23 protein-coding genes are annotated in these 24,126 nt (G+C 47.3%); 19 read left to right on the forward strand and 4 right to left on the reverse strand.

Going from position 1 to position 24,126, the window contains the following annotated elements; translation table 11 throughout:
• Positions 1–2: 2 nt before the first annotated feature.
• From DDZ15_RS05970 to DDZ15_RS05985, 4 genes are read right to left on the reverse strand one after another with little or no spacing between them, the layout of a single operon-like run.
• Positions 3–248: a hydrogenase subunit MbhD domain-containing protein gene (locus DDZ15_RS05970; RefSeq protein ID WP_109646114.1), complete on the reverse strand. Its 246-nt coding sequence runs from the start codon at positions 246–248 to the stop codon at positions 3–5.
• Entirely contained in the window at positions 245–571 is a 327-nt protein-coding gene (gene mnhG, locus DDZ15_RS05975; RefSeq protein ID WP_109646116.1) for a monovalent cation/H(+) antiporter subunit G, read from the reverse strand. Before mnhG ends, DDZ15_RS05970 begins: the two co-directional genes overlap by 4 nt.
• A 3-nt stretch (positions 572–574) precedes the next feature.
• Positions 575–847 carry an MrpF/PhaF family protein gene (locus DDZ15_RS05980; protein WP_109646118.1) on the reverse strand — a complete coding sequence of 91 codons (273 nt, stop codon included), beginning with the start codon at positions 845–847 and terminating at the stop codon, positions 575–577.
• A 32-nt stretch (positions 848–879) separates the two neighbouring features.
• Entirely contained in the window at positions 880–1,437 is a 558-nt protein-coding gene (locus tag DDZ15_RS05985; RefSeq protein WP_109646120.1) for a Na+/H+ antiporter subunit E, read from the reverse strand.
• 321 nt (positions 1,438–1,758) lie between these two features.
• On the opposite strand from DDZ15_RS05985, the gene nuoL reads away from it, so the two are divergent.
• The 19 genes from nuoL (at position 1,759) to folE2 (ending at position 24,111) form a co-directional block, all read left to right on the forward strand.
• Positions 1,759–3,777: an NADH-quinone oxidoreductase subunit L gene (nuoL, locus tag DDZ15_RS05990; protein ID WP_109646122.1), complete on the forward strand. Its 2,019-nt coding sequence runs from the start codon at positions 1,759–1,761 to the stop codon at positions 3,775–3,777.
• 12 nt (positions 3,778–3,789) lie between these two features.
• Positions 3,790–5,409, forward strand: coding sequence for a complex I subunit 4 family protein (locus DDZ15_RS05995; protein WP_109646124.1), 1,620 nt, complete (start codon positions 3,790–3,792; stop codon positions 5,407–5,409).
• 25 nt (positions 5,410–5,434) lie between these two features.
• Positions 5,435–5,725 carry a 4a-hydroxytetrahydrobiopterin dehydratase gene (locus DDZ15_RS06000; RefSeq protein ID WP_109646126.1) on the forward strand — a complete coding sequence of 97 codons (291 nt, stop codon included), beginning with the start codon at positions 5,435–5,437 and terminating at the stop codon, positions 5,723–5,725.
• Between the two features lie 2 nt (positions 5,726–5,727).
• Entirely contained in the window at positions 5,728–7,167 is a 1,440-nt protein-coding gene (locus DDZ15_RS06005) for an NADH-quinone oxidoreductase subunit N (RefSeq protein WP_109646128.1), read from the forward strand.
• 329 nt (positions 7,168–7,496) lie between these two features.
• Entirely contained in the window at positions 7,497–7,883 is a 387-nt protein-coding gene (gene rpsF / locus DDZ15_RS06010) for a 30S ribosomal protein S6 (RefSeq protein WP_109646130.1), read from the forward strand.
• Between the two features lie 37 nt (positions 7,884–7,920).
• Positions 7,921–8,172, forward strand: a complete 252-nt coding sequence (rpsR, locus tag DDZ15_RS06015; protein WP_109646132.1) for a 30S ribosomal protein S18 — start codon at positions 7,921–7,923, stop codon at positions 8,170–8,172.
• A 13-nt stretch (positions 8,173–8,185) separates the two neighbouring features.
• On the forward strand, positions 8,186–8,632 hold the full coding sequence (gene rplI, locus DDZ15_RS06020) for a 50S ribosomal protein L9 (protein ID WP_109646134.1): 447 nt from the start codon (positions 8,186–8,188) through the stop codon (positions 8,630–8,632).
• A 77-nt stretch (positions 8,633–8,709) separates the two neighbouring features.
• The gene (locus DDZ15_RS06025) at positions 8,710–10,620 is read left to right on the forward strand and encodes a protein-disulfide reductase DsbD family protein (RefSeq protein ID WP_109646136.1); all 1,911 of its coding nucleotides are present in this window, start codon (positions 8,710–8,712) and stop codon (positions 10,618–10,620) included.
• Positions 10,621–10,941: 321 nt separating this feature from the next.
• Positions 10,942–11,652 carry a MotA/TolQ/ExbB proton channel family protein gene (locus tag DDZ15_RS06030; protein ID WP_109646138.1) on the forward strand — a complete coding sequence of 237 codons (711 nt, stop codon included), beginning with the start codon at positions 10,942–10,944 and terminating at the stop codon, positions 11,650–11,652.
• A gap of 44 nt (positions 11,653–11,696) precedes the next feature.
• Positions 11,697–11,966 carry a hypothetical protein gene (locus DDZ15_RS06035; protein WP_109646140.1) on the forward strand — a complete coding sequence of 90 codons (270 nt, stop codon included), beginning with the start codon at positions 11,697–11,699 and terminating at the stop codon, positions 11,964–11,966.
• Positions 11,967–11,969: 3 nt separating this feature from the next.
• Positions 11,970–12,515 (forward strand): ExbD/TolR family protein, encoded by a 546-nt coding sequence (locus DDZ15_RS06040; protein WP_109646142.1) that lies wholly within the window; start codon positions 11,970–11,972, stop codon positions 12,513–12,515.
• Between the two features lie 6 nt (positions 12,516–12,521).
• Positions 12,522–12,968, forward strand: a complete 447-nt coding sequence (locus DDZ15_RS06045) for an ExbD/TolR family protein (RefSeq protein ID WP_109646144.1) — start codon at positions 12,522–12,524, stop codon at positions 12,966–12,968.
• A 97-nt stretch (positions 12,969–13,065) separates the two neighbouring features.
• Positions 13,066–14,094, forward strand: coding sequence for a thiamine-phosphate kinase (gene thiL, locus DDZ15_RS06050; protein WP_109646146.1), 1,029 nt, complete (start codon positions 13,066–13,068; stop codon positions 14,092–14,094).
• 136 nt (positions 14,095–14,230) lie between these two features.
• A complete protein-coding gene (gene ftsH, locus DDZ15_RS06055) occupies positions 14,231–16,312 on the forward strand; it encodes an ATP-dependent zinc metalloprotease FtsH (RefSeq protein WP_109646148.1) in 2,082 nt (693 codons plus the stop codon).
• Positions 16,313–16,438: 126 nt separating this feature from the next.
• Positions 16,439–17,686, forward strand: a complete 1,248-nt coding sequence (locus tag DDZ15_RS16925; RefSeq protein ID WP_242978903.1) for a right-handed parallel beta-helix repeat-containing protein — start codon at positions 16,439–16,441, stop codon at positions 17,684–17,686.
• A gap of 328 nt (positions 17,687–18,014) precedes the next feature.
• Complete coding sequence (locus DDZ15_RS06070) at positions 18,015–19,532, forward strand: PKD domain-containing protein (RefSeq protein ID WP_109646154.1); 1,518 nt, start codon at positions 18,015–18,017, stop codon at positions 19,530–19,532.
• Between the two features lie 99 nt (positions 19,533–19,631).
• Positions 19,632–22,556: a TonB-dependent receptor gene (locus tag DDZ15_RS06075; protein WP_109646156.1), complete on the forward strand. Its 2,925-nt coding sequence runs from the start codon at positions 19,632–19,634 to the stop codon at positions 22,554–22,556.
• Between the two features lie 203 nt (positions 22,557–22,759).
• Positions 22,760–23,191: a 6-pyruvoyl trahydropterin synthase family protein gene (locus DDZ15_RS06080; RefSeq protein ID WP_109646158.1), complete on the forward strand. Its 432-nt coding sequence runs from the start codon at positions 22,760–22,762 to the stop codon at positions 23,189–23,191.
• Between the two features lie 20 nt (positions 23,192–23,211).
• On the forward strand, positions 23,212–24,111 hold the full coding sequence (gene folE2 / locus DDZ15_RS06085) for a GTP cyclohydrolase FolE2 (protein ID WP_109646160.1): 900 nt from the start codon (positions 23,212–23,214) through the stop codon (positions 24,109–24,111).
• Positions 24,112–24,126: the final 15 nt, after the last annotated feature.

Genomic DNA, 24,126 nt, shown 5'->3' on the forward strand with positions numbered 1-24,126 from the left:
GGTTAATCGTTTGAGTGTCTTGACGTTTGATAAATCACAACCACGAACAGGATTCCGGTGATGCCTGCACCTATAACAGCCTCTGTAAAGCCAACGTCAATAGCCCCCATGGCAATGAAGAGCAGGGCCATCAGAAAGCTGAAAACAGTCATCAAAACTACCGCAACCAACAGGTCCCTGCTTTCCAGGGCAACTACTGCCGTGATTGCCAAAAAGAGATAAAGTACCAGTTCCAGCTCCCAGATCATGACGCTTTCTCCTCCTCAATATCATCCTGAAGTTTGGCTTTCAACCCCTTCTTTATAGCGGCTTTTGCAAGTGCGTGAGAACCGACAGGGTTTGCCAGGGCAATGAAAAGAATAATGAGAACCAGTTTAAGGCTGCTCAGGGTGAAACCTTCGTAGATAACCAGGCCGCTGATTACAAAAATAACGCCCAGCGTATCACTCTTGCTCACAGCGTGCGTCCGCGTGAAAAAGTCAGGAAGCCTGATGATGCCCACGCTGCCTACAAGAATAAATGCAATGCCAAGAACCACAAGAACGATGGTGAGGATATTCTGAATCTCCATAAATCAATTCCTCCTGGTTCTGGGTGATTCAATATATTTTGCAATGGCAAGCGATCCCACAAACCCGAGAACGGCGTAGGCCAGCGTAATATCGATAAACATGTCGATGCGGCCGAAAAGAAACCCGATGAGGCAAATCAGCACAATGGTTTTGGTGGCGATGGCATTGGTTGCAAGAATGCGGTCGAATACAGATGGACCTTTTACAACCCGGATCAGCGGGATGGCGATAATGATCGTCAAAACAACAGCGCTATAGAGAAAAAAATCTTCCATTGATGGTATTAAGCTGAAACAGGTTGGCCCGTTTATACCTCCGAGGCTTTCGTGACCACTCGTACATTGCTCACAACCTGGCGGTCTTCATCGGAAAAGAGCTTTAAAACCTGACGCGGCATCTCATCGTTAATGATACCTTCCCGTGATTTGGTATCGATGGAGTGAACCGTGAACCTGCTTCCGGAAATATCAAGTGTTATGGTGCCCGGCGTAAGCGTGATAGAGTTTCCCAGAATCATGCGCGCGTGTACGTTAGGCAGATCCGCGTCGAAAGTGATGATCGCGGGCTTGATGGGCATGGCAGGCCGTGCGATAAGTTTCAGGACATGAAAACCGGCAACAATAATTTGACCGATCATCCAGAAAAAATAGTATGTAGCCCTTCCGTACCTCAGCTGCTGCAGCCCGTCGATATCATCCTCGAAAAACCTGTATCGCCTCACATTGTGATTTACGTAGAGCACGCTGGCTACGGAGAATACACCAAAGCCGATATAAATCGCGTCAAACTTACCACTCATAATGAGCCAGAAGATCATCAGAGTGGTGAAGGAAGTTGCAAGACTAAAAAACGAGAGCTTTTTCATCAGTTGGTTTGATACCGGATTTTACCCGCACAATTCAATGTCAAAGAACATATCAAAAAAGAGGAATCATCTGCAATAAATTCTGGATGCTTTCTGCAGGCAGGTAATATACTTTATAATAAAGGGCTCCAGCTCTTTTGCTTTCTTTTACAGTTAGGAATCCCTTAATTGCGTGCGCGGGCAGAGAGTGACTAAGAACTGCGTTGAGATTTACCCCTAATTGAGTTTATCTTGGAACAGATTTTTGTATCTTTGCCACCTGAAATTTCGTGGCTTTCATTATTGGCCTCTTTAAGCGCAAAATTATAATTAACCTGTTGAATGGAATCACCCACAGCGCTCGTTAGCCTGATCGTAGGTCTGCCGTTGCTCGGTTTTGTACTTAATGGTTTGCTGGGCTTGTCATCTGAAGGATACCGGGAAAAGAAAACCCTCATCGGAGCGATAGCCAATCTATCAGTTTTTATTCCATTTCTGATCGCTCTATACTTTTTCATCAATTTTACTTCGGGTTCAGAAGCGGTATCCGCGAAGCTTTTTACGTGGATGCAGGCCGGATCCTTTTCAGCCGACATTGCCTACAGTCTGGATGAACTTTCACTGGTAATGGTATTGGTTGTAACCGGTGTGGGCTCGCTGATTCACTTCTACTCGATCGGCTACATGTTTCATGATCCGGGGTACTGGAAGTTTTTCTCCTACCTGAATCTGTTCATCTTTGCCATGCTGAATCTTGTTATGGCAGATAACCTCCTGCTGCTGTTTCTTGGCTGGGAAGGTGTGGGCCTCTGTTCGTACCTGCTTATCGGGTTTTGGTATACGGATATGCTGAAGTCGGATGCAGCCAAAAAAGCATTTCTCTACAACAGGGTGGGGGACTTCGCATTTCTGATCGCTATCTTTATGATTTTTGAGGCGGTTGGCAGTCTCAATTTTGATGTAATACTGGCCAATCTTGACCTTTTTACGGATGATGCCCTGTTCTGGATCGCTTTCCTGATGTTTATCGGAGCAACCGGAAAAAGCGCTCAGATTCCGCTCTTCGTATGGCTGCCGGATGCCATGGCAGGCCCCACATCGGTTTCGGCACTGATTCACGCGGCAACGATGGTTACCTCCGGAATTTATCTGATTACCCGCCTTTCGCCGATGTATGTGATGAGTCCTGAAATTCTAATGATTGTAGCCGCAATCGGTGCCCTTACGGCCATTGTTGCCGCCACCATTGCCATTACACAAAATGATATCAAAGGAGTTCTCGCATATTCCACGGTTTCACAGCTGGGCTTTATGTTCCTTGCGCTTGGATCGGGAGCCTACACGGCGGCGATTTTTCATGTGGCAACGCACGCTTTTTTCAAGGCGTGTCTCTTCCTGGGCTCCGGATCTGTCATTCACACCATGGAGCATGTTGAGCACGAATTGCATGACAAAGGCAAACATGTTCATTTCGATCCCCAGGATATCCGTTTTATGGGTGGTCTTCGAAAATATATGCCGCACACCTACAAAACTTTTTTGATTGCCACGATTGCCATTGCGGGTATTCCACCGCTCGCAGGTTTCTTCTCGAAAGATGAGATCGTAATGCATACATTCAACATGGGCTTCGGTGAATTTGCGGGCGCAATGTACTTTGTTCTCTGGACCGTTGCGACTATAACCGCTTTTCTTACTGCATTTTACATGTTCAGGCTTACCCTTACCACATTTCACGGAAAATTCAGGCTTCCTGATAAGGTGGAGGGCGCGGAGGATGCCGCTTCATATCTCCACGAGAGTCCGGTAACCATGACCTTTCCGCTTTGGGCACTGGCTGTTCTTTCTATTGTGGGGGGCTTTATTGGAATACCTAATTTTATCTCAAAAACATTTGGCGGCGACGGACATATCAACTGGCTGCACGACTGGCTGAGCCCGGTAGCGGCGGATATACCGCTCACTCTCTCCATACCGGCTGAGTGGGTTCTAATGATTTTTGCAATTCTGGTTGCTGTGGGAGGCGTTTTTCTTGCTTTCAGAATGTACGGCCAGGGGCAGCAGGAGGAGTCGGATGCGGCTATCGAGCGTCGTTTCGGCGGTCTTTACCAGGTGTGGAAAGAGAAATACAACTTCGATGAAGCCTATGAAGGGGCTATTGTTCAGCCCATTGTGAAATTTTCAGATAAGGTACTGGCCGTTTTCGATATGAAAGTTGTTGACGGCATCGTGAACGCTGTGGGCGGTACGGTGCGGCTGGTCGGTAGCCTGCTTCGGTATATTCAAACAGGAATTGCAACGAGTTATGCCCTCTTTCTTATTCTGGGTGTGATTCTCGTACTAACCATGCTGCTTTTTTAAGACGATATGACTATGGAGCTTCTTCTCAATATTGTTATCTATCTGCCGGTTGCGGGTATTGCTGCCCTTTTCGCAGTAAAAAGCGATGAAGCGGTAAAGTGGGTGAGCCTGGTTGTTACCTTTGCTGCGTTCATTCTGTCTCTGCCCCTGCTATTCGGATTCGACATCGCCAATTCAGCGGTGCCTCAGTACCTTACAGAAGGGGGGATGGTTTTCAGCGGCATGGATGTGAAGTACCTGGTGGGGCTTGACGGCCTGAGCCTGCTTCTCTTTATGCTTACCACCCTGATGGGACCAATAGTGATTCTCTCATCCTGGAATTCGGTCACCAAGAGCCTGAAAGGCTATTATTCGATGCTCCTTCTGCTTCAGACAGCATCGCTTGGCGTGTTTGCGGCTCTTGACCTGGTTGTATTTTACGTATTCTTCGAGCTTTCACTTATCCCCATGTATTTTCTTATTGGCATCTGGGGTGGTGCTGACCGGATCAAGGCTACCATCAAATTTTTTATCTACACCCTGGTGGGTTCACTTCTGATGCTAGTTGCGCTTCTTTACCTCGGGTATGACGCAGGTGCCTCCACCGGCCTGTACGACTTTACTTCCGACTGGCGGTACATTTCAGGTCCCGAATATACCCTGGGCCTGGTTGAACAGACATGGCTTTTTCTGGCGTTTGCCCTTGCTTTCTGTATCAAGGTGCCGCTCTTTCCGTTTCACACCTGGCTGCCCTATGCGCATACGGAAGCACCAACAGCCGGTTCTGTTGTTCTTGCGGCGATCATGCTGAAACTGGGAACCTATGGCCTGATCCGCGTTGCCATGCCGGCATTTCCGAATGCATTCATGGAGTTCGCGCCCTGGATGGCTGTACTGGCCGTGATCGGTATAATTTACGGCGCCCTGGTAGCCATGGTTCAGAAAGATGTGAAGAAACTGGTGGCCTACTCGTCGGTGAGCCACATGGGTTTTGTGGTTTTGGGGATATTTGCGTTTAACACCGTTTCAATGCAGGGGGCCATCATTCAGATGATTAATCACGGACTTGCCACCGGAGCACTCTTCCTGATTGTAGGGATGATTTATGATCGTCGTCACACCCGCATGATTTCTGATTTTGGCGGACTTGCAAAGCAGATACCCGTATTTGCCGTCATGTTCATGATTGCAACACTTGCCTCCATTGGCCTTCCCGGACTGAACGGCTTTGTGGGTGAGTTCCTGATTCTGAACGGATCCTTCTTCTCTGAGTTATACGCCAATAAAACATACGCAGTTCTGTCGGCTACGGGTGTAATTCTGGCGGCGGTATATATGCTATGGATGTACCAGAGAGTGATGTTTGGTCCCATTACACAGGAAGAGAACAAAACGTTGTCCGATCTGAACGCGCGTGAAGTGGGACTGCTGGTGCCGCTTATGCTATTTATGTTCTGGATCGGTATTCGTCCTATCGATTTCACCCAATATTCTGAGCAATGGGTAGAAAGTTATATCGATGCTTCAGCTCAGAAAGGCGAACAGGTTCTCGAAACAAGCAGCCTGGATGAGCTGCCCGACTGGACAGCCAGACTTTACGATGTAGGAACCGTAGAGAGAGAAGATGACGGTACGCTTGTTTCAACGCAGTAACAATTAATTTACCATAACCAATACCATGAACACATTAACCAGAGATGAGATCGACCGTGAACTGAAAGAACTCAATGGCTGGGAGTTCAGTAACGATAAAATTCACCGTGAGCTTACATTCGGGGATTTCAGGCAGGCTCTCTCTTTTATGGTTCGGGTGGGTTTTGAGGCCGAAGAGCTTGTTCATCATCCCGAATGGAGAAATGTGTACAACACGGTCAATATCAGCCTTAGCACGCATGATGCGGGCGACAAAGTAACATCCAAAGACATTAACCTCGCCAAAGCGATCGACAAGATTTATAAAACGTACTGAGAATGGACTACCTGCACGATATTATTTCATTTTTGCCCGGTGTCATCACCGCCGTAACGGGTTTGATCGTGATACTGCTTGCGGCATTTAAAAGGGGAGTCGGTCCTGTTTACTGGTTGTCTGTAGCCGGTTTGGCGGCTTCTCTTGTAGTCGCAGTAACCGATCTTTTCGGTGAAACAGGTACTGCATTTTCCGGCATGACCGTTTATGGAGGCGTTGCGTCATTCGGTACGGCAGTTGTTTTGCTGGGTGCGCTTCTCTGTGTGATACTCTCAAAGGAATATTTGAGTGATCAAGGGCTGAATTACAGTGAAGTATATGGCATGGTGCTATTTGCCACTACAGGTATGCTGGGACTTGCCGTTTCAAACGACCTGATTACGCTTTTTATCAGTCTCGAAACGATGTCGATCTCGCTCTATGTGCTTGCGGGTTTGATGTATTACGAAAAGAAAGGGGCGGAAGCGGCGCTCAAGTATTTTCTGCTGGGAGCCTTTTCCACAGGCTTCCTGCTATACGGCATTGCGCTTCTTTACGGTGCAACGGGGCATACCAACCTGAATGAAATAGCAACAGCTGCACAGCCGACGCCACTGTTTTTGGCCGGCTCAGGGCTTCTGCTTGTGGGGATCTTCTTTAAGATCGCTGCCGTACCGTTTCATATGTGGACTCCTGACGTTTACCAGGGCACACCGACTACACTTACGGCATTCATGGCAACGGCTGCAAAATCCGCAACATTTGTCGCATTCATACTTGTTATTACCAGGATGCTGCCCGAATCGGAGGCCGGAGCCTGGGGCAATGTGATACAGGTTGTATCCATAATTACCATGATAGTGGGAAACCTGATTGCTCTCGCACAGGACAATGTAAAACGTATGCTTGCCTACTCAAGCATTGCCCATGCCGGCTACCTGTTGGTGGGTCTGGCAGCGGGAACTGCAGCAGGCTACTCGGGTGTACTTTACTACCTTTTCGCTTACACGCTGATGAACGTGGGTGCATTCGGTGTGATTGCCTATTATGAACGAAACAAGGGTCTCGATTTTACAGAGATCGACAGTTACGCCGGGCTCGGATACAGGGTTCCTGCTATGGGTGTAATGCTATCCATCTTCCTGTTTTCGCTTGCGGGTATACCGCCGTTTGTGGGCTTTATCGGAAAATACTATGTATTTGCAGCGGCCGTTAACGCAGATCTAATTACGCTTGCCGTTATTGGAGTTCTGGCCAGTGCCGCCAGTGTGTACTACTATTTGCGTGTAATGGTGTTTATGTATTTCAGGGAAGCTCACAAGGAAGTTGAACTAAAGTCTCCAGGCATGCTCTTTAAGGCCACTCTCGTTTTGCTGGCGGTCCTCACCATCTATTACGGCGTTGAGCCTGTTCTGCCGACAACCGGATTGATTGAGCTTATTACATCGTATTATGCGGTGTAGTTTTTAGCAGTGAGAGGGTAAAAAGGGAGAAGGCAAAAGGGAGAAGGCAAGGCGATCTCTGATTGGTCCCGAAATCTCGGGAGTGATTGTCGATCTCAGAAGAATTTCCAATAGTGCCCTTTGTAGACTGCACCCTGTTGCGTGTAGTTCACTTCATGGGAATCGCCTTCGGCTCATGGCGCAGTCCCGATCCTGCGGAATACCCTGCACCATACCTTGTCATTGCACCTCACCGAGCCTTTCCGTATCTTTTAAGGCTCTGTTATCGGCGTAGTGCACGATGACTGTTTCCAATAATGGAAATCAACCAAAGACAAATACTTACCAGAATGAAGAAAGATTTCTACGAAATGACCTACATTCTGAATCCGGTTCTCGATGAAGAGAAGTTTTCAGAAATGGTTAATTACGTCAACAAGCTTATCGAAGACAATGGCGGTGAATTGGTGGAAGTTGATGAGTGGGGAGTGAAAAAACTGGCCTACGACATCGACAAGAAAAGCACCGGCTATTATGTGAATCTCTATTTTAATGCTCCCGCAGAAACCATTGCGCCCGTTGAGCGAAACATGAGAATTCATGATGATATCATGCGTTATCTCACCCTGAAATATGATGCCAAAATGAAGCGGCATTATGACCTGCGCAAAAAAGGCGAGCTACCGGCACTTTTTGAGGATCCGGAAGGCGAGCAGGAAAGCGACGACGATAAATAATTAAACTGATTACAGATTAGAATACCGGAGAACAACCATGATTAACAATCCATCACATCCGAAGAAAGGCCATCTAAAAAGCAGAGACTGCAAATTTACCAAGGCCGGCATCGAATATATCGATTACAAGCAAACCGAGATACTGGAACGATTTGTGAACGACCAGGGAAAAATTCTGCCCCGCAGGGTAACCGGCAACAGTGCACGGCATCAGCGACAGCTCTCTACCGCTGTAAAAAGAGCTCGTTTTATGGCACTGATTCCATATGTAACTGAAAACCTGAGATAACACCAGAATTATTATGAAGCTTATTTTAAAAGAAAATGTAGAAAAACTGGGTGAAGCCGGCGATCTGGTTGATGTCAAAGACGGGTACGGCCGCAACTACCTGATACCTCAGGGTAAAGCAACCCTGGCCACGCCCGGCGCCATTCGCCAGTTTGAACACCTGCAGCGTCAGGCTGCACTTCGCGCGGATCTGTCGGTTGAAGCTGCCAAGGAACTGGCACAACAACTTGAAACAACATCCGTTACAATCCCCGTTACGGTAGGCGAAGATGACAAGATCCACGGAACAGTTACCAATATACAGGTAGCCGAAGCCCTTGAAGAGCGGGATATTATCATCGATCGCCGAAAAATCAGCCTCGATCAGGATATTAAAACCCTTGGCGAATATACCGCCACTGTTGACCTGATGGGAGATCTGAACCCTAAAGTAAAAGTCTGGGTAGTTAAGGAAGACTGATTCTCATCCCAATGGATACAAATCCTGCCTGCATCAGCGGGCAGGGTAAATTTTACCTTATAGAATCGGCCGGTTAAATGAAAAAGATTGGAATCATAATGGGGATCGCCTTATCGGTGCTTTCCCCTTTTTTTGTATACGGGCAGCTTCTTGATCCGGTTGATTATACCGTGATATCTGTACCCGATACGGTACGCGCCGGAGATGTATTTGATGTTCGCGTCGGCGCAACCATAGAGGGCGACTGGCATCTCTACTCCGTGCTCAATGACCCCGATGCCGGACCCTTTCCCACGTCTTTCTCTTCTTTCTCTTCCGACATGGCCGTCGCCGGGTCGGTAACGGAATCTGAAGCCGAAATTGCATTTGACCCCAATTTTAATACCGAGCTCGGCTGGCACTCAAAAAATGCCGAATTCACTATTCCTGTGGCCTTTCGTTCGGAGCTGCAGGGGCTGCAATCCATCTCCCTCGAAGTTCTCTACCAGGTATGTGACGATGTATCCTGCCTTCCGCCAAAAACCAAGCAGATTGAAGCCGAGGTGGTTCTTGCAGGAGTATCCGATACGCCGCACACCGATTTCCCCGAACCGCAGATCGCGGAAGATGAGCAGTTTGAACTAACCAGCAGTTCCGGACTTCCTTCGGATGACCTGTGGGGTTATCTCTGGCTGGCCATTACAGCGGGCCTTGCAGCACTTCTTACACCTTGCGTTTTTCCTCTTATACCTCTCACGGTATCCTACTTTTCAAATCAATCCGGAGAAAAAAAATCAACAGGCTGGGGGCAGGCGATAATTTTTGGTATATCGATTGTGCTTATCTTCACGCTGCTCGGCGCTCTCCTTGCGCTGATTTTGGGTGTAAGCGGCGTGAGCCAGTTTGCGTCCAATCCCTGGGTCAACCTTGTTATAGGAATCATGTTTATTGTATTCGGAGTTAGCCTGCTCGGAATGTTTGAACTGAGGCTTCCCTATCAGCTCACAAACTGGCTTAACAAGAAGAGCAATGAGAGCGGAGGAGTAATGGGTACCCTTTTTATGGGATTCACAATCAGTGCCGTCTCATTTTCCTGCACGGCTCCATTTGTGGGCGCGATTCTGGCCGCTACAGCAGGAGGGGAGTGGTTCTATCCGATCATCGGAATGCTGGGTTTCTCTACCGCGTTTGCAAGTCCTTTTGTGCTTTTTGCGATGTTTCCCGGCTACCTGGAATCCCTGCCGAAAAGCGGCGCATGGATGAACGTGGTGAAAGTAATTCTTGGGTTTGTAATTCTGGCTGCTGCCGTAAAATTTCTTGCCAACGCGGATATCGTATGGCAATGGGGAATCATTTCACGTCCGCTGGGCATCGCTGCCTGGATGACCTTTTTCTTTCTTGCAGGCCTCTACATACTGGGTGTATTTACGCTTCACGAAGACAAAAAGCCTGAGCATATTTCGACAGGCAGATTGCTCATTGCGATGCCGTTCATTCTGTTCACATTTTATCTGATTCCGGGGCTTCTGGGGGCTTCACTCGGAATCTGGGACGCATGGCTCCCCGCGCGGCAGGCTACCGATGTGAGCGTTGTAAATTCGATCAGCGTTACAGGCGGAGCAGAGGACTCGGAGAAGTGGTCGGATGATTATGCCGCATCAGCAGAACGGGCGGCCGCGGAGAACCGGCCCGTGTTTATCGATTTTACAGGCTACACATGCACCAACTGCCGGGCCATGGAGTCTACCGTATTTCCCCTTGAAAATGTTCAGCAACGCTTTTCACAAATGGAGCTGGTGAAACTTTATACCGACGGGGGATCGGATGCACGTGAAAATCAGCAATTTCAGTTTGACCTCACCGGCACGGTTGCTTTGCCCACATATGCAATCGTAAACCCGGAATCCGGTGCGGTGCTCGATCAGCTGATCGGCTACACCAAAGCAGAGAGCTTCGAGGAATTTCTGGACCGGGGCATTGAAAGGCACCGTGTATCCGCCTCCCGGTAGCGCAGTATCGGCAGAGGCCGAAAACGGATTATTCTTGACTCAATACCGGCATTCAGAGCTGATTCATCGTGCAGACCACGGAGTCATTTACATATTTTTTGAAAATCAGGCAGAATAATTCAAAATAATAACTATTTCGGTTTGGCAGTTAGGCTTTTCATCCAATATATTCCGAGACAGTTATTTTTAAACTGGCAGTGAAAGATTTTTGGAGTGCAAGAGGTTCAGGGCAGTTTGTTGTTTTGACATTTAGGCTCAAATGATCTATCATTTTGCTTCAATTTTTAGCTCAATAACCAAAACATAACGCGGAGTAATTGTATGACTTCATCCATAGCTCTCTTTTTTCTTCAAGCTGGGGCTGATGCTGGCTTTTTTAATGTAATCGTAGAAAAATTCAATGAAGGCGGTAACTTCATGTGGCCCGTATTGATCGCCCTTATACTTGGACTTGCGATCTTTCTCGAGCGTATCATCACACTCAACCTTGCCGACATTAACACACGAAAATTTATTGTTGAAGTTCAGCAGGCACTGCAGGAGGGCGGCATACCCGCGGCTCAGGAACTATGTGCCAAAACACGCGGGCCGGTAGCTTCCGTATTTCAGGCAGGACTGATGCGTGCCGATGAGGGTATTGATGCAGCTGAAAAAGCCATTACCACGTATGGTTCCATAGAAATGAGTTTTCTTGAACGGGGCCTGGTATGGCTTTCATTGTTTATTTCCATTGCTCCGCTTCTCGGATTCCTTGGAACGGTGGTAGGTATGATCGAGGCTTTCGATGCCATTGAAGCCGCAGCCGATATATCTCCAAGCCTTGTAGCCCGGGGTATTAAAATTGCGCTTCTCACCACTGCAGGCGGTCTCTTGGCCGGTATTATACTCCAGATCGGATACAATTACTGTGTATCCAAAATTGACCGCTTAATTTCCGATATGGAAGAAGGCTCTATCACTCTTATTGATTCAATCGTACTTCTGAAAGAAGGCAAGCAAATTGTTCCGGAACAAGGATCAGACGAGGTGTAAATCGAACTGACCGGAATTAACCCAAACCTTCAAATTCAGAAATTATGATCGACAATTTAGCAATAGGCCTGACGTTGGCTCTGATTGGCATTGGCGTTCTCGGTATCCTCTTTTCAGGTGTCCGTAACGTGATCAACGGCAATTCAGAGTTTAAGAAAGTAAGCATCATGCTGATTCCGGTGGCAATATTCGGAATTTCTTTTGCCGTTCTGGGTTCAGTAGCTCAGGCAGGAGTGGCTACCATGATCTTTATGATCGGTGCCATGATACTGGGTATCCTGATTACAGGAACACGCGGAACATTTAAGTTATAATGTATGCTTAAGAAAAAAGGAAAAAGAGAAAGCGGGGAAATTGACGGATCGTCACTTGCTGATATCGCGTTTTTGCTCCTCATTTTCTTCCTCGTTGTAACCACGATTGACGTTGATACCGGAATTGGGCTGGTACTGCCTCCGATACCGGATGAAACCACACCGCCGCCGCCGGTCAGGGAGAGAAATCTCCTCAATATTCTGGTGAATGCACAGGGTATGGTACTCATGGATGAAGAACCCACAAGCATTAATGCAGTGCGGGAAAAAATAAAAACATTCGTGGATAATAACGGTGAAGACCCGGAGCTGTCGGTATCACCTGATGATGCGATTGTTTCCATCAAAACAGACCGCAGAACTCCGTACAACGTCTACATAGATATGCTGGATGAAGTGATGGCGGCGTACGACGAACTGCGTAATGAAGCTTCGATGGAGCGTTTCGGGGTTCCGTTTTCGGCTCTGGAGCGTCAAAGTGTAGAACGCGAGGAGATAACCGAGATGTATCCGAAGAAAATATCAATCGCTGAACCGGACGAGGGGTAATCGACTATGGCGCATTTTAAAAAGAAACAAGCCGGAACAAGTCAGAACGTTCCAACATCAGCTATGCCTGATGTGGTATTTATGCTTCTGATCTTCTTTATGGTAACCACAGTGCTTCGTGAAGTAGAACTTCAGGTTCAGATCGAATACGCAGAAGCGGAAACGATCGAGAAGATTGAGGAGAAACGTCTCGTCAGCTATATCTACATCGGGCCTGAACGGCTGGGTGGAAATCAGGTTGGTGAAACACGCGTGCAGATCGATGACGTGCTGATCGAAGAGATGGGTGAAATCAGAAACATCATGTATGACAAACTGATGGAAGAGCCCAGGCTCATTGTATCGCTTCGCGTGGATCAGGATTCCGAATTTGGTATCGTAACCGATGTTCAGCAGGAGCTCAGGCATGCCGGAACGCTGCGAATCAACTACTCCACCAGAAGGGAAATCTGATCGATAACGTTTCTGATCCCTTTCCAATAACACCATTCGTTTAATTAATCAAAGGCATCTGTCCCCATCACGCGGGACAAATGCCTTTTTTGTTTTTATGGCAGAAGATACTTTTCAACAAATTCATGAAATCGGTTTTAAAAGACTGATTGATAAATTTAAAACCCATACCGGTACAGAGCACCCGGCAGTGAGGAGAGGTATCGGCGATGACGCTTCGGTAATCGTACATGAGGAGGCATCAGCAATCTGTACCACCACCGAGGTTTTTTTGGAAGGAGTGCATTTCGACCTCACGTACACTCCTTTTAACTACCTGGGATATAAGATTGTGACGGCTGCCGTGAGTGATATTCTGGCTATGAATGCACTGCCAGAACAGGTTTTAATCGGGCTTGCCATACCCAACAAATACTCCGTTCAGATGATGGAGGACCTGTACAGGGGTGTGGATGCAGCCTGCAGGGACTATGGAATTCAGCTCACCGGCGGTGACACAACGGCGTCCCATCAGCTGCTTTCTGTATCCGTAACCGCAACGGGTGCAGCTCCTGCTGATAAGCTGATATACAGAGATGGTGCTCAATTGGGGGATATTGTCTGTGTTACCGGTGATCTTGGTAGTGCACTTGCGGGTTTGAGGGTCTTGATGCGTGAAAAAAAAGCATGGCAGGAGAGCCGTTCGGAATCCCAGTTTCAGCCCGATCTACATGAGTATGAATTTGCCGTACAAAAACAGCTTGTTCCGAAAGCGAGGAAAGATCTGATTGAATCGATTGCAGAGAGCGACATCAGGCCTACTTCACTGATAGACGTTACACAGGGACTCATATCCGAACTTGGCAGCGTTGCAAAAAGCTCCGGCCTTGGAATGGAAGTTTATTCACCGGCAGTTCCCATAGCCCTTGAAACGCGCAGGATTGCCGATGAAATGAATGAAGATGTAGATAAGTACGCGTTTTATGGCGGAGAAGACTTTGAAATGGTGTTTACCATACCTGAAGAGTCGGTTGAAAAATTTAAATCAGATTTTGATGACTTTGTCGTTATAGGCAGGATGACGGAAAAAGAAAAGCAGCTGACCATCAATACAGGCGAGGATAAGAGTTACCAGCTGGAATTGTAAAGGTTGAAAAAAGGATCATCGTACCCCTGAAATCAGGATTGATTGTCCTGAAAATTTCGTTAATCTGACCTGTGCCAACGCACAGTTACCCAAAAAGAGTTATATTTAAGGCTCGTCTGTGATCAAAAATATTTAAATGGCAAAAAAACAGAACCCAATTAAGAAAAACAGCTCTCAGAAGAATAGTGAGCGAAAGGCCCCCAAATTTCCTATTTGGATCTACATCGTTCTATTTCTCGTCCTCATTGCGTTTAACTTTTACTTCGTGCCCGGAGAGAGCTCCGAACGAATCAAGTACAGCGAGTTCCTGGATTATGTACAAAACGGCTACGTGGAAGAGGTAGTGATTGTAAATAATACAAGAATAGAGGGGCAATTCTCTGACAAAGCAATTGAAGACGGTATTATTGAGCCGCCACAGCCATCAGAAAACCGCTGGGAGCGTACCGAAGGCGACACCAGCCGCTTTACCACCACCATGCTTGAAGGTGATGAAATACGTGCACTTTTTGACCAAAACGAAGTGGTGTACGATGTTCGGATTGAGGAAGACTGGTTCAGCGGCATCCTTATCTGGCTGATACCGATTGCGCTTATCATTGCATTCTGGGTTTTCATATTCAGACGAATGAACCCCGGCCAGCAGGTGCTCAACATTGGAAAAAACAAAGCATCGCTATACGATAAACAAACCGAGAGTAAAGTTTCTTTCAAGGACGTGGCAGGCCTTCAGGAAGCCAAAGCGGAAGTGGAAGAGGTTGTAGAGTTCCTCAGCAATCCCAAAAAGTTTACCAACCTGGGCGGTAACCTTCCGAAAGGCGTGCTCCTTGTCGGGCCTCCGGGTACGGGTAAAACCCTTCTTGCCAAAGCTACGGCAGGTGAGGCGGATGTACCGTTCTTTTCACTCAGCGGTTCCGACTTCGTAGAGATGTTTGTAGGTGTGGGCGCTGCGCGTGTACGCGACTTGTTCAAACAGGCCAAAGAGAAAGCGCCGTGTATTATTTTTATTGATGAGATTGACTCCATAGGCCGTACGCGTGGACGCGGAATGCAGATGAGTTCCAATGATGAGCGTGAAAATACCCTGAATCAGCTTCTGAGCGAGATGGACGGATTTAACTCGGATAAGGGCGTGATCATCATGGCCGCCACCAACCGTCCGGATATTCTCGATTCAGCTCTGCTCAGGCCCGGCCGCTTCGATCGCCAGATCCTAATCGACAAACCCGATCTTCACGGCAGAATCAAGGTGCTGCAGGTGCATTCGAAAAAGCTTAAGCTTGCCAAAGATATTGACCTGAAGGTGCTTGCATCACAAACACCCGGTTTTGCGGGGGCGGAACTTGCCAACCTGTGTAATGAGGCGGCATTGCTGGCGGCACGCAGGAACAAGGAGGCTGTCGAAATGATCGACTTCCAGGATGCCATCGAACGGGTTGTTGCCGGTCTGGAGAAGAAAAACAAGCTGATCAATTCGAATGAGAGAAAAATTGTAGCCTATCACGAGTCGGGACATGCAATTGTAGGCTGGTACCTGGAGTACACCGACCCGGTTCTCAAGGTCAGCATTGTACCCAGGGGCTTTGCAGCGCTAGGGTATACCCTTCAGACCCCTCTCGAAGATCGTTTTCTGATGACTACAGAGGAGCTGGATGATAAAATTTGTGCCCTTCTGGGCGGGCGCGTTGCCGAAGAAATTGTTTTTGGGAAAATTTCCACCGGTGCACAAAATGACCTTGAGCGTATTACCAATATGGCATTCGCCATGGTGGCCGAATACGGAATGAGCAGCGAACTTGGATACCTGTCGCTGAAAGACTCCAGCAGCCCCGAGAACAGCTACGGATTCAACAAAAAATACTCGGAGCATACGGCACAGCAGATTGACGAAGCTGTCCGGGGAATAATTCAGCGGAATTATAAGCGTACGGTAGAGCTTCTGGAAAAGCACCGTGACAAACTGGAACAAATGGCGGAAACGCTTCTGGAGAAAGAAGTGCTGAACCATGTGGATCTGAGGGAAATGCTGGGTGACCGGCCAAGCGGAAATTATCCTGAAGGAATATTTGAGACTGAGCAGGATGGCGATGAGGCCGGCGAAGAGGAAAACAAAGAGAACGATCAGGCTGTACCCAAAAACGGTACCTCAAATGGCAAAACAGGTGAAACGGATAAAAAACAGGCCTCTCAAGAGATTAGCGACGATAAAGACGGATAGAAAAGAAAGGGAAACATCAAATCTTATCAATTTCGTCATATTGAAATAATATTTTCTAAATAGTAGATTAAAGTTTGAGAGTGGACTATAATGAATCCAGACTCACAAACTTCTTAATACTGTCACATGAACCTGTCATACTATTTCAAGGGTATTCTGATGTCAGTTCTCCTGCTTGGATTTGTTTCTGCTTGTGGTGACGATAATCCAGCTTCAACAGAAGTCAATTCTCCTGATGTTACCGTGTTTAACATTACAGAGAATATCTCAAGCGACACGACCTGGGAAACCGGAAATACCTATATTCTGGGTGGCCGTATTACAGTACTGGCAGGGGCGACATTAACGATTGAGCCCGGCGTAGTTGTCAAAGGTGAGACTGGTTCAGGATCAAATGCGACTGCACTTCTTGTAGCCAGAGGCGGGACACTGAATGCAAATGGACAAACAAACTTACCGATTGTTCTTACATCAATTAGTGATGATATTACGCCTGAACAATTGGCAGGGGGCGATTTAGCCAGTCCTAACCTTGGACCGAACATATCCGGACTCTGGGGTGGTTTAATTGTGCTTGGTAATGCCCCGATATCAGCTACTAATGAAAGCGGCGACGTTACCGAAACACAGATTGAAGGCATTCCGACATCAGATTCAAATGGATTATACGGTGGTAACGATCCAGGCGACAGCTCAGGTTCTATCAGGTATATCTCCATCCGACATGGTGGTGCCAATATTGGCGAAGGAAATGAGATTAATGGTCTTACTCTGGGTGGCGTGGGTTCTGGTACGACCATTCAAAATGTGGAAATTGTTGCCAATCAGGATGATGGTATTGAGTTGTTCGGCGGTACGGTTAACGTAACTAACGTCCTTGTCTGGAACGCAGGTGATGATGCGATTGATACCGATCAGGCATTCTCAGGCACGATCGATAATATTCTGATTGTCGGCCCTAAGGGATCAGCCTTTGAATTGGATGGACCGGAAGGAAATTTTACCAGTACGGGGCACACGATTCAAAACGCAACTACATATCTGCAGGGTAATGGTTCTGAACTCATGATAGATGTGGATGCCAATACGGACGTATTCATGAATAATCTGCTTTTTACTGGCCTTGATGAAGGTGGCGGAATCTCTTCAGATTATATTGATTATGCCAATAATCCGAATGGCTATGCAATTACGGACATCGAAGTTATACTCCCACCTGGAACTTCAATTGGAACTTTCTTTCCTACAGAGCTGGCATCGGAAGTTACATCTGTTGCTAATCTCGGTTCTGCAACCGTTGGAGCTAATGTTAACGCTTTTATATGGACTTGGGCCAGGCAGGATAATCCACAAGGATCCATCGGTCTCGAATAATCAATCTTCTCTCCTAATTCATATCTGCATTCGGTTTAAATCGAAAGCAGGTACTTCTACCTGTTAATAGTATCCTTTATTTATTAAACTATGCGAGAAATAATGAAAACAATATCAGCCTTTTTATCAATAGCCATTGGTATCTAATTGGTTAATGCAAGGCCATCAGCCTCCCAGGAGGTTTCTGACGATTACCCCCACAGAATAGCAAGGGGAACAGCAATTCTTAGCAATTTCGTAACATTGGAGTAACCTGTTCATAATGGTGTAATGTTAGTTTTAGATCGGGTAAAAACTAATCCTAATCTAAACTCATTCAAACCATCATATGAACCTCTCGTACTATCTAAAGGGAATCCTGATTTCTGTTCTGTTACTCGGGTTTATTGCTTCATGCGGCGATGACAATCCCGCCGAAGTAGACGTAAATCCACCTAGTTTAACTGCACCGGGAGCACAGGAAGTCGTGCTCGGTAATTCAGTCACTCTTTCTTTCAGCGTAACTATCTCCGGCGGATATGCTTCTGCTCAGGCATCTGCCCAGAATGGATCCGCAAACGTCACTACTGAGCCTGCCAGCGGTGCAACAAGCGGAGCTGTAGAAGTTGAATTCACACCGAATAGTGTTGGTGCGGCATCTGTCACTCTTACCGTAACCGATTCGGACGGGCAGACCGACGATGCTACGGCCGTTGTTACGGTAGTTGCCGAGCAAACGGTGTTTCAGGTAACTGAGAATATCTCAAGCAACACAACCTGGGAGACTGGAAACACCTACATTCTCGGCGGTCGTATTACCGTTCTTGCGGGTGCAACCCTCACCATCGAGCCGGGAGTAATTGTGAAAGGAGAAGCAGGAACCGGTGCCAACGCGACAGCACTGTTGATTGCGCGTGACGGTACGCTGAATGCAAATGGTGAAGCAAATGCGCCAATCATATTCACATCCTTTGCAGATGAGATTACCCCCGAGCAGGTAGCTGCAGGTGATTTCACAAGTCCCAACCTGGATCCCGATATTAGCGGTCTCTGGGGAGGCGTTCTTATTCTCGGTAATGCGCCGATTTCTGCTTCAAGCGAAGGCAGTGACATCACTGAGACACAAATCGAAGGTATTCCGACCTCTGATTCAAACGGACTCTATGGAGGCAATGATCCATCAGACAGCTCAGGATCCATTACCCATATCTCTATCCGTCATGGCGGTGCCAATATCGGTGAAGGTAATGAAATTAACGGCCTCACACTGGGTGGCGTTGGTTCCGGCACAAACATTCAGAATGTAGAAGTTGTGGCGAATCAGGATGATGGTATTGAGTGGTTCGGCGGCACGGTTGACGTGACCAACGTATTGGTCTGGAATTCATTCGATGACGCCATCGATACAGACCAGGCATGGGCGGGAACGCTGGATAATGCTGTTATCGTAAGCCCGGAAGACTCAGCATTTGAACTTGACGGTCCAGAAGGTTCATTCACGAGCACCGGCCACACTATACAAAATGCTACCATCTACCTGCAGGGTAATGGCGCAGAAGAGCTGATCGATGTGGATGATAACACAGACGTATCCATGAATAATCTTCTCTTCTTTGGCTTGGATGAAGGTGGTTCTCTTTCATCAGATTATCCCGATTATGCGGCTAATCCGGATGGATATGCCATCACCAGTATCGAAGCCATTATTCCGGCTGGGTTCACCGTTACAGATTTCTTTCCCGGTCTCGAATCTGAAGTAACCGAAATTGCTGACCTCAATGCGGCTACGCTTGGCGCAGACGCATCCGTATTCGGATGGACTTGGGCCAGCCAGTCAGGAGCATTGGGTTCACTTGGAGTTGAATAAATCATTCTCACCTATATACAAGCCTGCTTCTGGCCAAAGTGCCGGAAGCGGGTTTTTCTACATGTTGATAGTATCCGTTAGTCTAACACAATACATAAAATGAATAAAATAATAGCCGTTATAACTGTTGCCCTTCTCTTTGCTCTGGGTTTAACAGAACTATCTTTAGCACAGGAAAATGTTACCCCGGGATCCGGATCTGATGAAAATACGGGCACGATCAGGGGAACTGTACTTGACCACGAAACCGCGGAACCCATATTTGGGGTGACGGTTTTTGTTCTTGGAACCTCAAGCGGTGCAAGCACCGATTTTGATGGTAAATTTGATATTCGCATTGCTCCCGGCACATATGATGTGCGGTTTTCATTTGTATCCTATACCACGATTGTGGTTGAAGATGTGGAAGTGATTGAAGGGGAGGTAACATCTCTGGGAGATGTTCTTATGCGCAGCTCCATTGAGGAGATGGATGAACTGGTGGTAACCGCTGCCATGATCAGCACATCGGAAGTGGCCATGATGAGCATGAAAAGGCGATCTCCGAATGTAATGGACGGTATTACCGCCCAGCGATTCAATGAAATAGGAGATTCAGACGCATCCGAAGCGCTTAAGCGCGTAACCGGTGTGTCCGTTGAAGGCGGCAAGTACGTTTACGTTCGCGGCCTTGGCGACCGGTACACCAAAACCATGCTTAATCAGGTTGACATTCCCAGCCTTGATCCGGACAGAAACAGCCTTCAAATCGATATCTTTCCTACAAATCTCATCGATAATATGGTGATATCGAAAAGTGCGGTTGCGCATATGCCGGCCGATTTCACCGGTGGTATTGTGAACATTGAGACCAAGGATTTTCCGGAAGTTCCGATTCTGGATATTTCCGCAAGTATCGGCTACAATCCCGATATGCATTTTAACAACGGGTTTTTATCATACGGTGGCAGCAATACGGACTTCCTGGGTTTTGACAACGGAGCAAGGGCTCTGCCTGATGCTGCACGGAACGCTACCATCCCCACACCAATCAGCGGCGATTCCCCGCAGCAGGTAAGTGAATTTGTAAACAGCTTCAACTCCACACTGGGCCCTACGGAAAACACCAACCTGATGGATTACAGCTTTGGGGTAACCGTTGGCAATCAGTTTGATGTATTTGGTGATAAAAAGCTGGGCTATATTCTTACAGGTTCCTACAAAAATGCGAATAATCACTATTCAGACATGCGGTACGGTGAATACCAGACGCAGGTGGGAGCGACGAATTATGACCTGATCTATGCCACAACGCAGAACGGAACACTTTCTGAGAGAAATGTATTGCTCAGCGGACTGGGAGGTATTGCATTCAAGACAGAACGTTCAAAGTATCGCTTAACTGCCATGAGGCTTCAGAATGGTGACAGCAGTGCAGGAAACTTCTTTATTGATAACAGCAATGATGCACCCGGACAGTCGGGTTACACCGCTGATTCGTACAATCTCGAATATTCTCAGCGAAGCATTACCAACTTCTTTTTGGGCGGTACTCACTATTTTGACGGTCCCAGCATCGAGATTGACTGGAGGTTTTCACCGACGTTCTCAACCATGAACGACCCTGATATCCGCAAGACAGCCTACACATTGTCTTTGACGGACAATCCTCCCAGGTTTAATGCCGGTGCCGGTGGTAACCCAAGCCGTTTGTGGAGATATATGGATGAAGTGAATTACAACGGGCGTCTTGACCTCAACAAAGATTACTTTCTTTTTTCGGGTGATGCCAAAGTGCGTGTAGGTGCAAGTTATTCGTACAAGGAGAGGGATTTTGAAATTCTGGCTTTTGACCTTCAGAGTTTCGGCTCCTGGCCTGCACTGACGGGCGATCCTTCGGAGGTGCTCAGGGAAGAGAACATTTACCCGAACGGTTCGGTCTATTACCAGTCAGGTAACCCCGATCCAAATCCGAACCAGTACTCATCGAATGTCAATTACGCCGCAGCGTACATCTCCAACGAATTTGTACTGGTACCAAGACTGAGAACGTATCTGGGCCTGCGCGTAGAGAACTACGTGCAACGACACACGGGCCGTGATGCGCTTTTTGCACAGAGCGGCACATCCGGGAATAACCTGGATAACGCTAAAGTACTCGACTCCACCGATTTCTTTCCGTCAGCTAATTTCACCTACGACATTACTGACAATATGAACCTGAGGCTGTCGTACTCCAGAACCATTGCAAGGCCTACATTCAAGGAGCTTTCATTTGCACAGATTCTGGATCCCGTATCCGACAGGATTTTTAATGGCGGATTATTCCCTATCGGTGACTGGGACGGAAACCTGACCGAAACCCGAATCGACAATGTCGACCTGAGATGGGAGCGATTTGGTGCTGACGGGCAGCTGTTGTCACTGAGCGGATTCTATAAAACGTTTGATAAACCCATTGAAGTGGTTCGAATACAGGTTCAGGCAACATCCAGTGAGTTTCAGCCCCGAAATGTGGGTGATGGCGAGGTGTTTGGAGCAGAACTGGAATTCAGGAAAAATCTGAATTTTCTTGGTTCAGCGTTCAGATGGTTTAACGTGAATGGAAACTTTACCTATGTATTGTCTCAGATCGATATGACCGATCAGGAGTTTAATGCCCGGCTCAGCAGGGAAAAAGATGGCCAAAGTGTTGACAATTCACGTCAAATGGCCGGCCAGGCTCCTTACATTATCAATGCGGGGCTTCAGTACGATAATCCGGAGATCGGCATGGACGCAGGATTCTTCTACAACGTAAATGGTGAAACCCTTGTGATCGTAGGCGGGGGGCTTTTCCCGGACGTCTATGCAGATCCGTTTCACAACCTCAGATTTAATCTGAACAAGTCGATAGGAGATAAAGCTTCCGTAAACCTGAGCGTATCCAATATTCTGAACGACTCCAACCAGGAGCTGTATAAAGCCTTCAGAGCTGAAAGTGAAATATTCAGCAGCTTTGATCCTGGCCGGTCGGTCAGCCTTGGAATCAAATATTCATTTTGATTTAGCTTCGTTTAACGGATAAAAAGTCAATATTCTGCCGTGTACGGTCTCTTGGCAGCAAGAGAAACCGTACACGGCTTTTTTATGTATACGGAGATCGGTTGCTGATCCGACTGCTTATGCTACTTTCTTTTCATCAAAGGGAACCGGAAAGCAGGAGGTAGTGTTAAAACCTATTCAAACCAAAGAAAATAAAGACCGATTTGATTTACGTAACCAGAAAAGCTCATTTCAATGCATCTCACAGGCTTCATAATCCGGAGAAATCCGATCAGTGGAATCGTGAGACATTTGGCAAGTGCAACAATCCTAACTGGCACGGGCATAACTATGTGATAGAAGTCACTGTTCAGGGACTGCCGGATCCTGAAACCGGTTATGTTATCGACCTGGGAGATCTCAAATCGATTATTAAGCACAAAATCCTCGACCCGTGCGATCATAAAAACCTGAACCTGGAAGTGGATTTTCTGGAGGGAATTATACCCACTACGGAGAATCTTGTGAAGGTGTTTTTTCAACGGTTGAATGAACAGGTATCATCTGCAGCTTACGGAGAATCAAAGCTTTATTCGGTGAAGTTATTCGAGACCGAACGAAATGTTGCAGAATATTGTCCTTTCCGGAGAGATTAAAAAAGATATACATACAGATCATGATTACGACAAATTTACGACGATTTTACGACCCCACATTTACAGTTACCGATTCATACAAGGAGAGTTTGCCCGATTTGCAAAACGGCCCTGCTTCATTGATTGAAGGAGCCAATGTACCGATTCAGCAGGTGGGTATTTCCAATTTCAAGCTGCCACTTAAATATCCGACCCCGAGCGGTGAGCTTCTCACACTCGAGACATCGGTTGACGGATATGTAGGACTGGATGCCGGAAAGAAAGGTATCAATATGGGACGGATCATGAGAACGTTCTACAAATTTCAGCACGACGTTTTCCATCCCGACAAGCTGGAAGAGGTGCTCAAAGCCTATCAGGATGACCTGGAAAGCCGGTCAGCATTCCTGAAGCTCTCATTCAGCTATCCTATGATGAAGGAGAGCCTCCGGTCCGGATTGGCAGGGTATCAGTACTATAATGTATCCATCGAAGGCAAACTTGATGAAAGCGGACAGTTTACAAGCTATATGCACCTTGATTTCGAATACAGCAGTGCATGTCCGTGCTCCTATGAACTATCGGAGCACGCACGGGAGTCGAGAGATCTTGCAGCCATACCGCACAGCCAGCGCAGCGTGGCCACGATTACCGCTCAGCTGAACAGTGAAATCTTTGTAGATGATATGGTAGAGATTTGCCGTGAAGCCCTTCAGACGGAAACGCAGGTAATAGTAAAGCGTGAAGATGAGCAGGCATTTGCCGAGATGAACGGTGCATTTCAGAAGTTTGTGGAGGACGCAGCACGCCTTCTTTACGACGAACTGAACAAAGATGAGCGCATCCGCGACTTTGTGGTACGATGTGCCCACCTTGAAAGTCTGCACAGCCACGACGCCGTAAGCCGAATCTGCAAAGGCGTTCCCAACGGACTCAGGTAGAAGTTGGTCTTGAGT

Origin of the sequence: Rhodohalobacter mucosus (genome assembly GCF_003150675.1) — a bacterium.
Lineage (GTDB): Bacteria > Bacteroidota > Rhodothermia > Balneolales > Balneolaceae > Rhodohalobacter > Rhodohalobacter mucosus.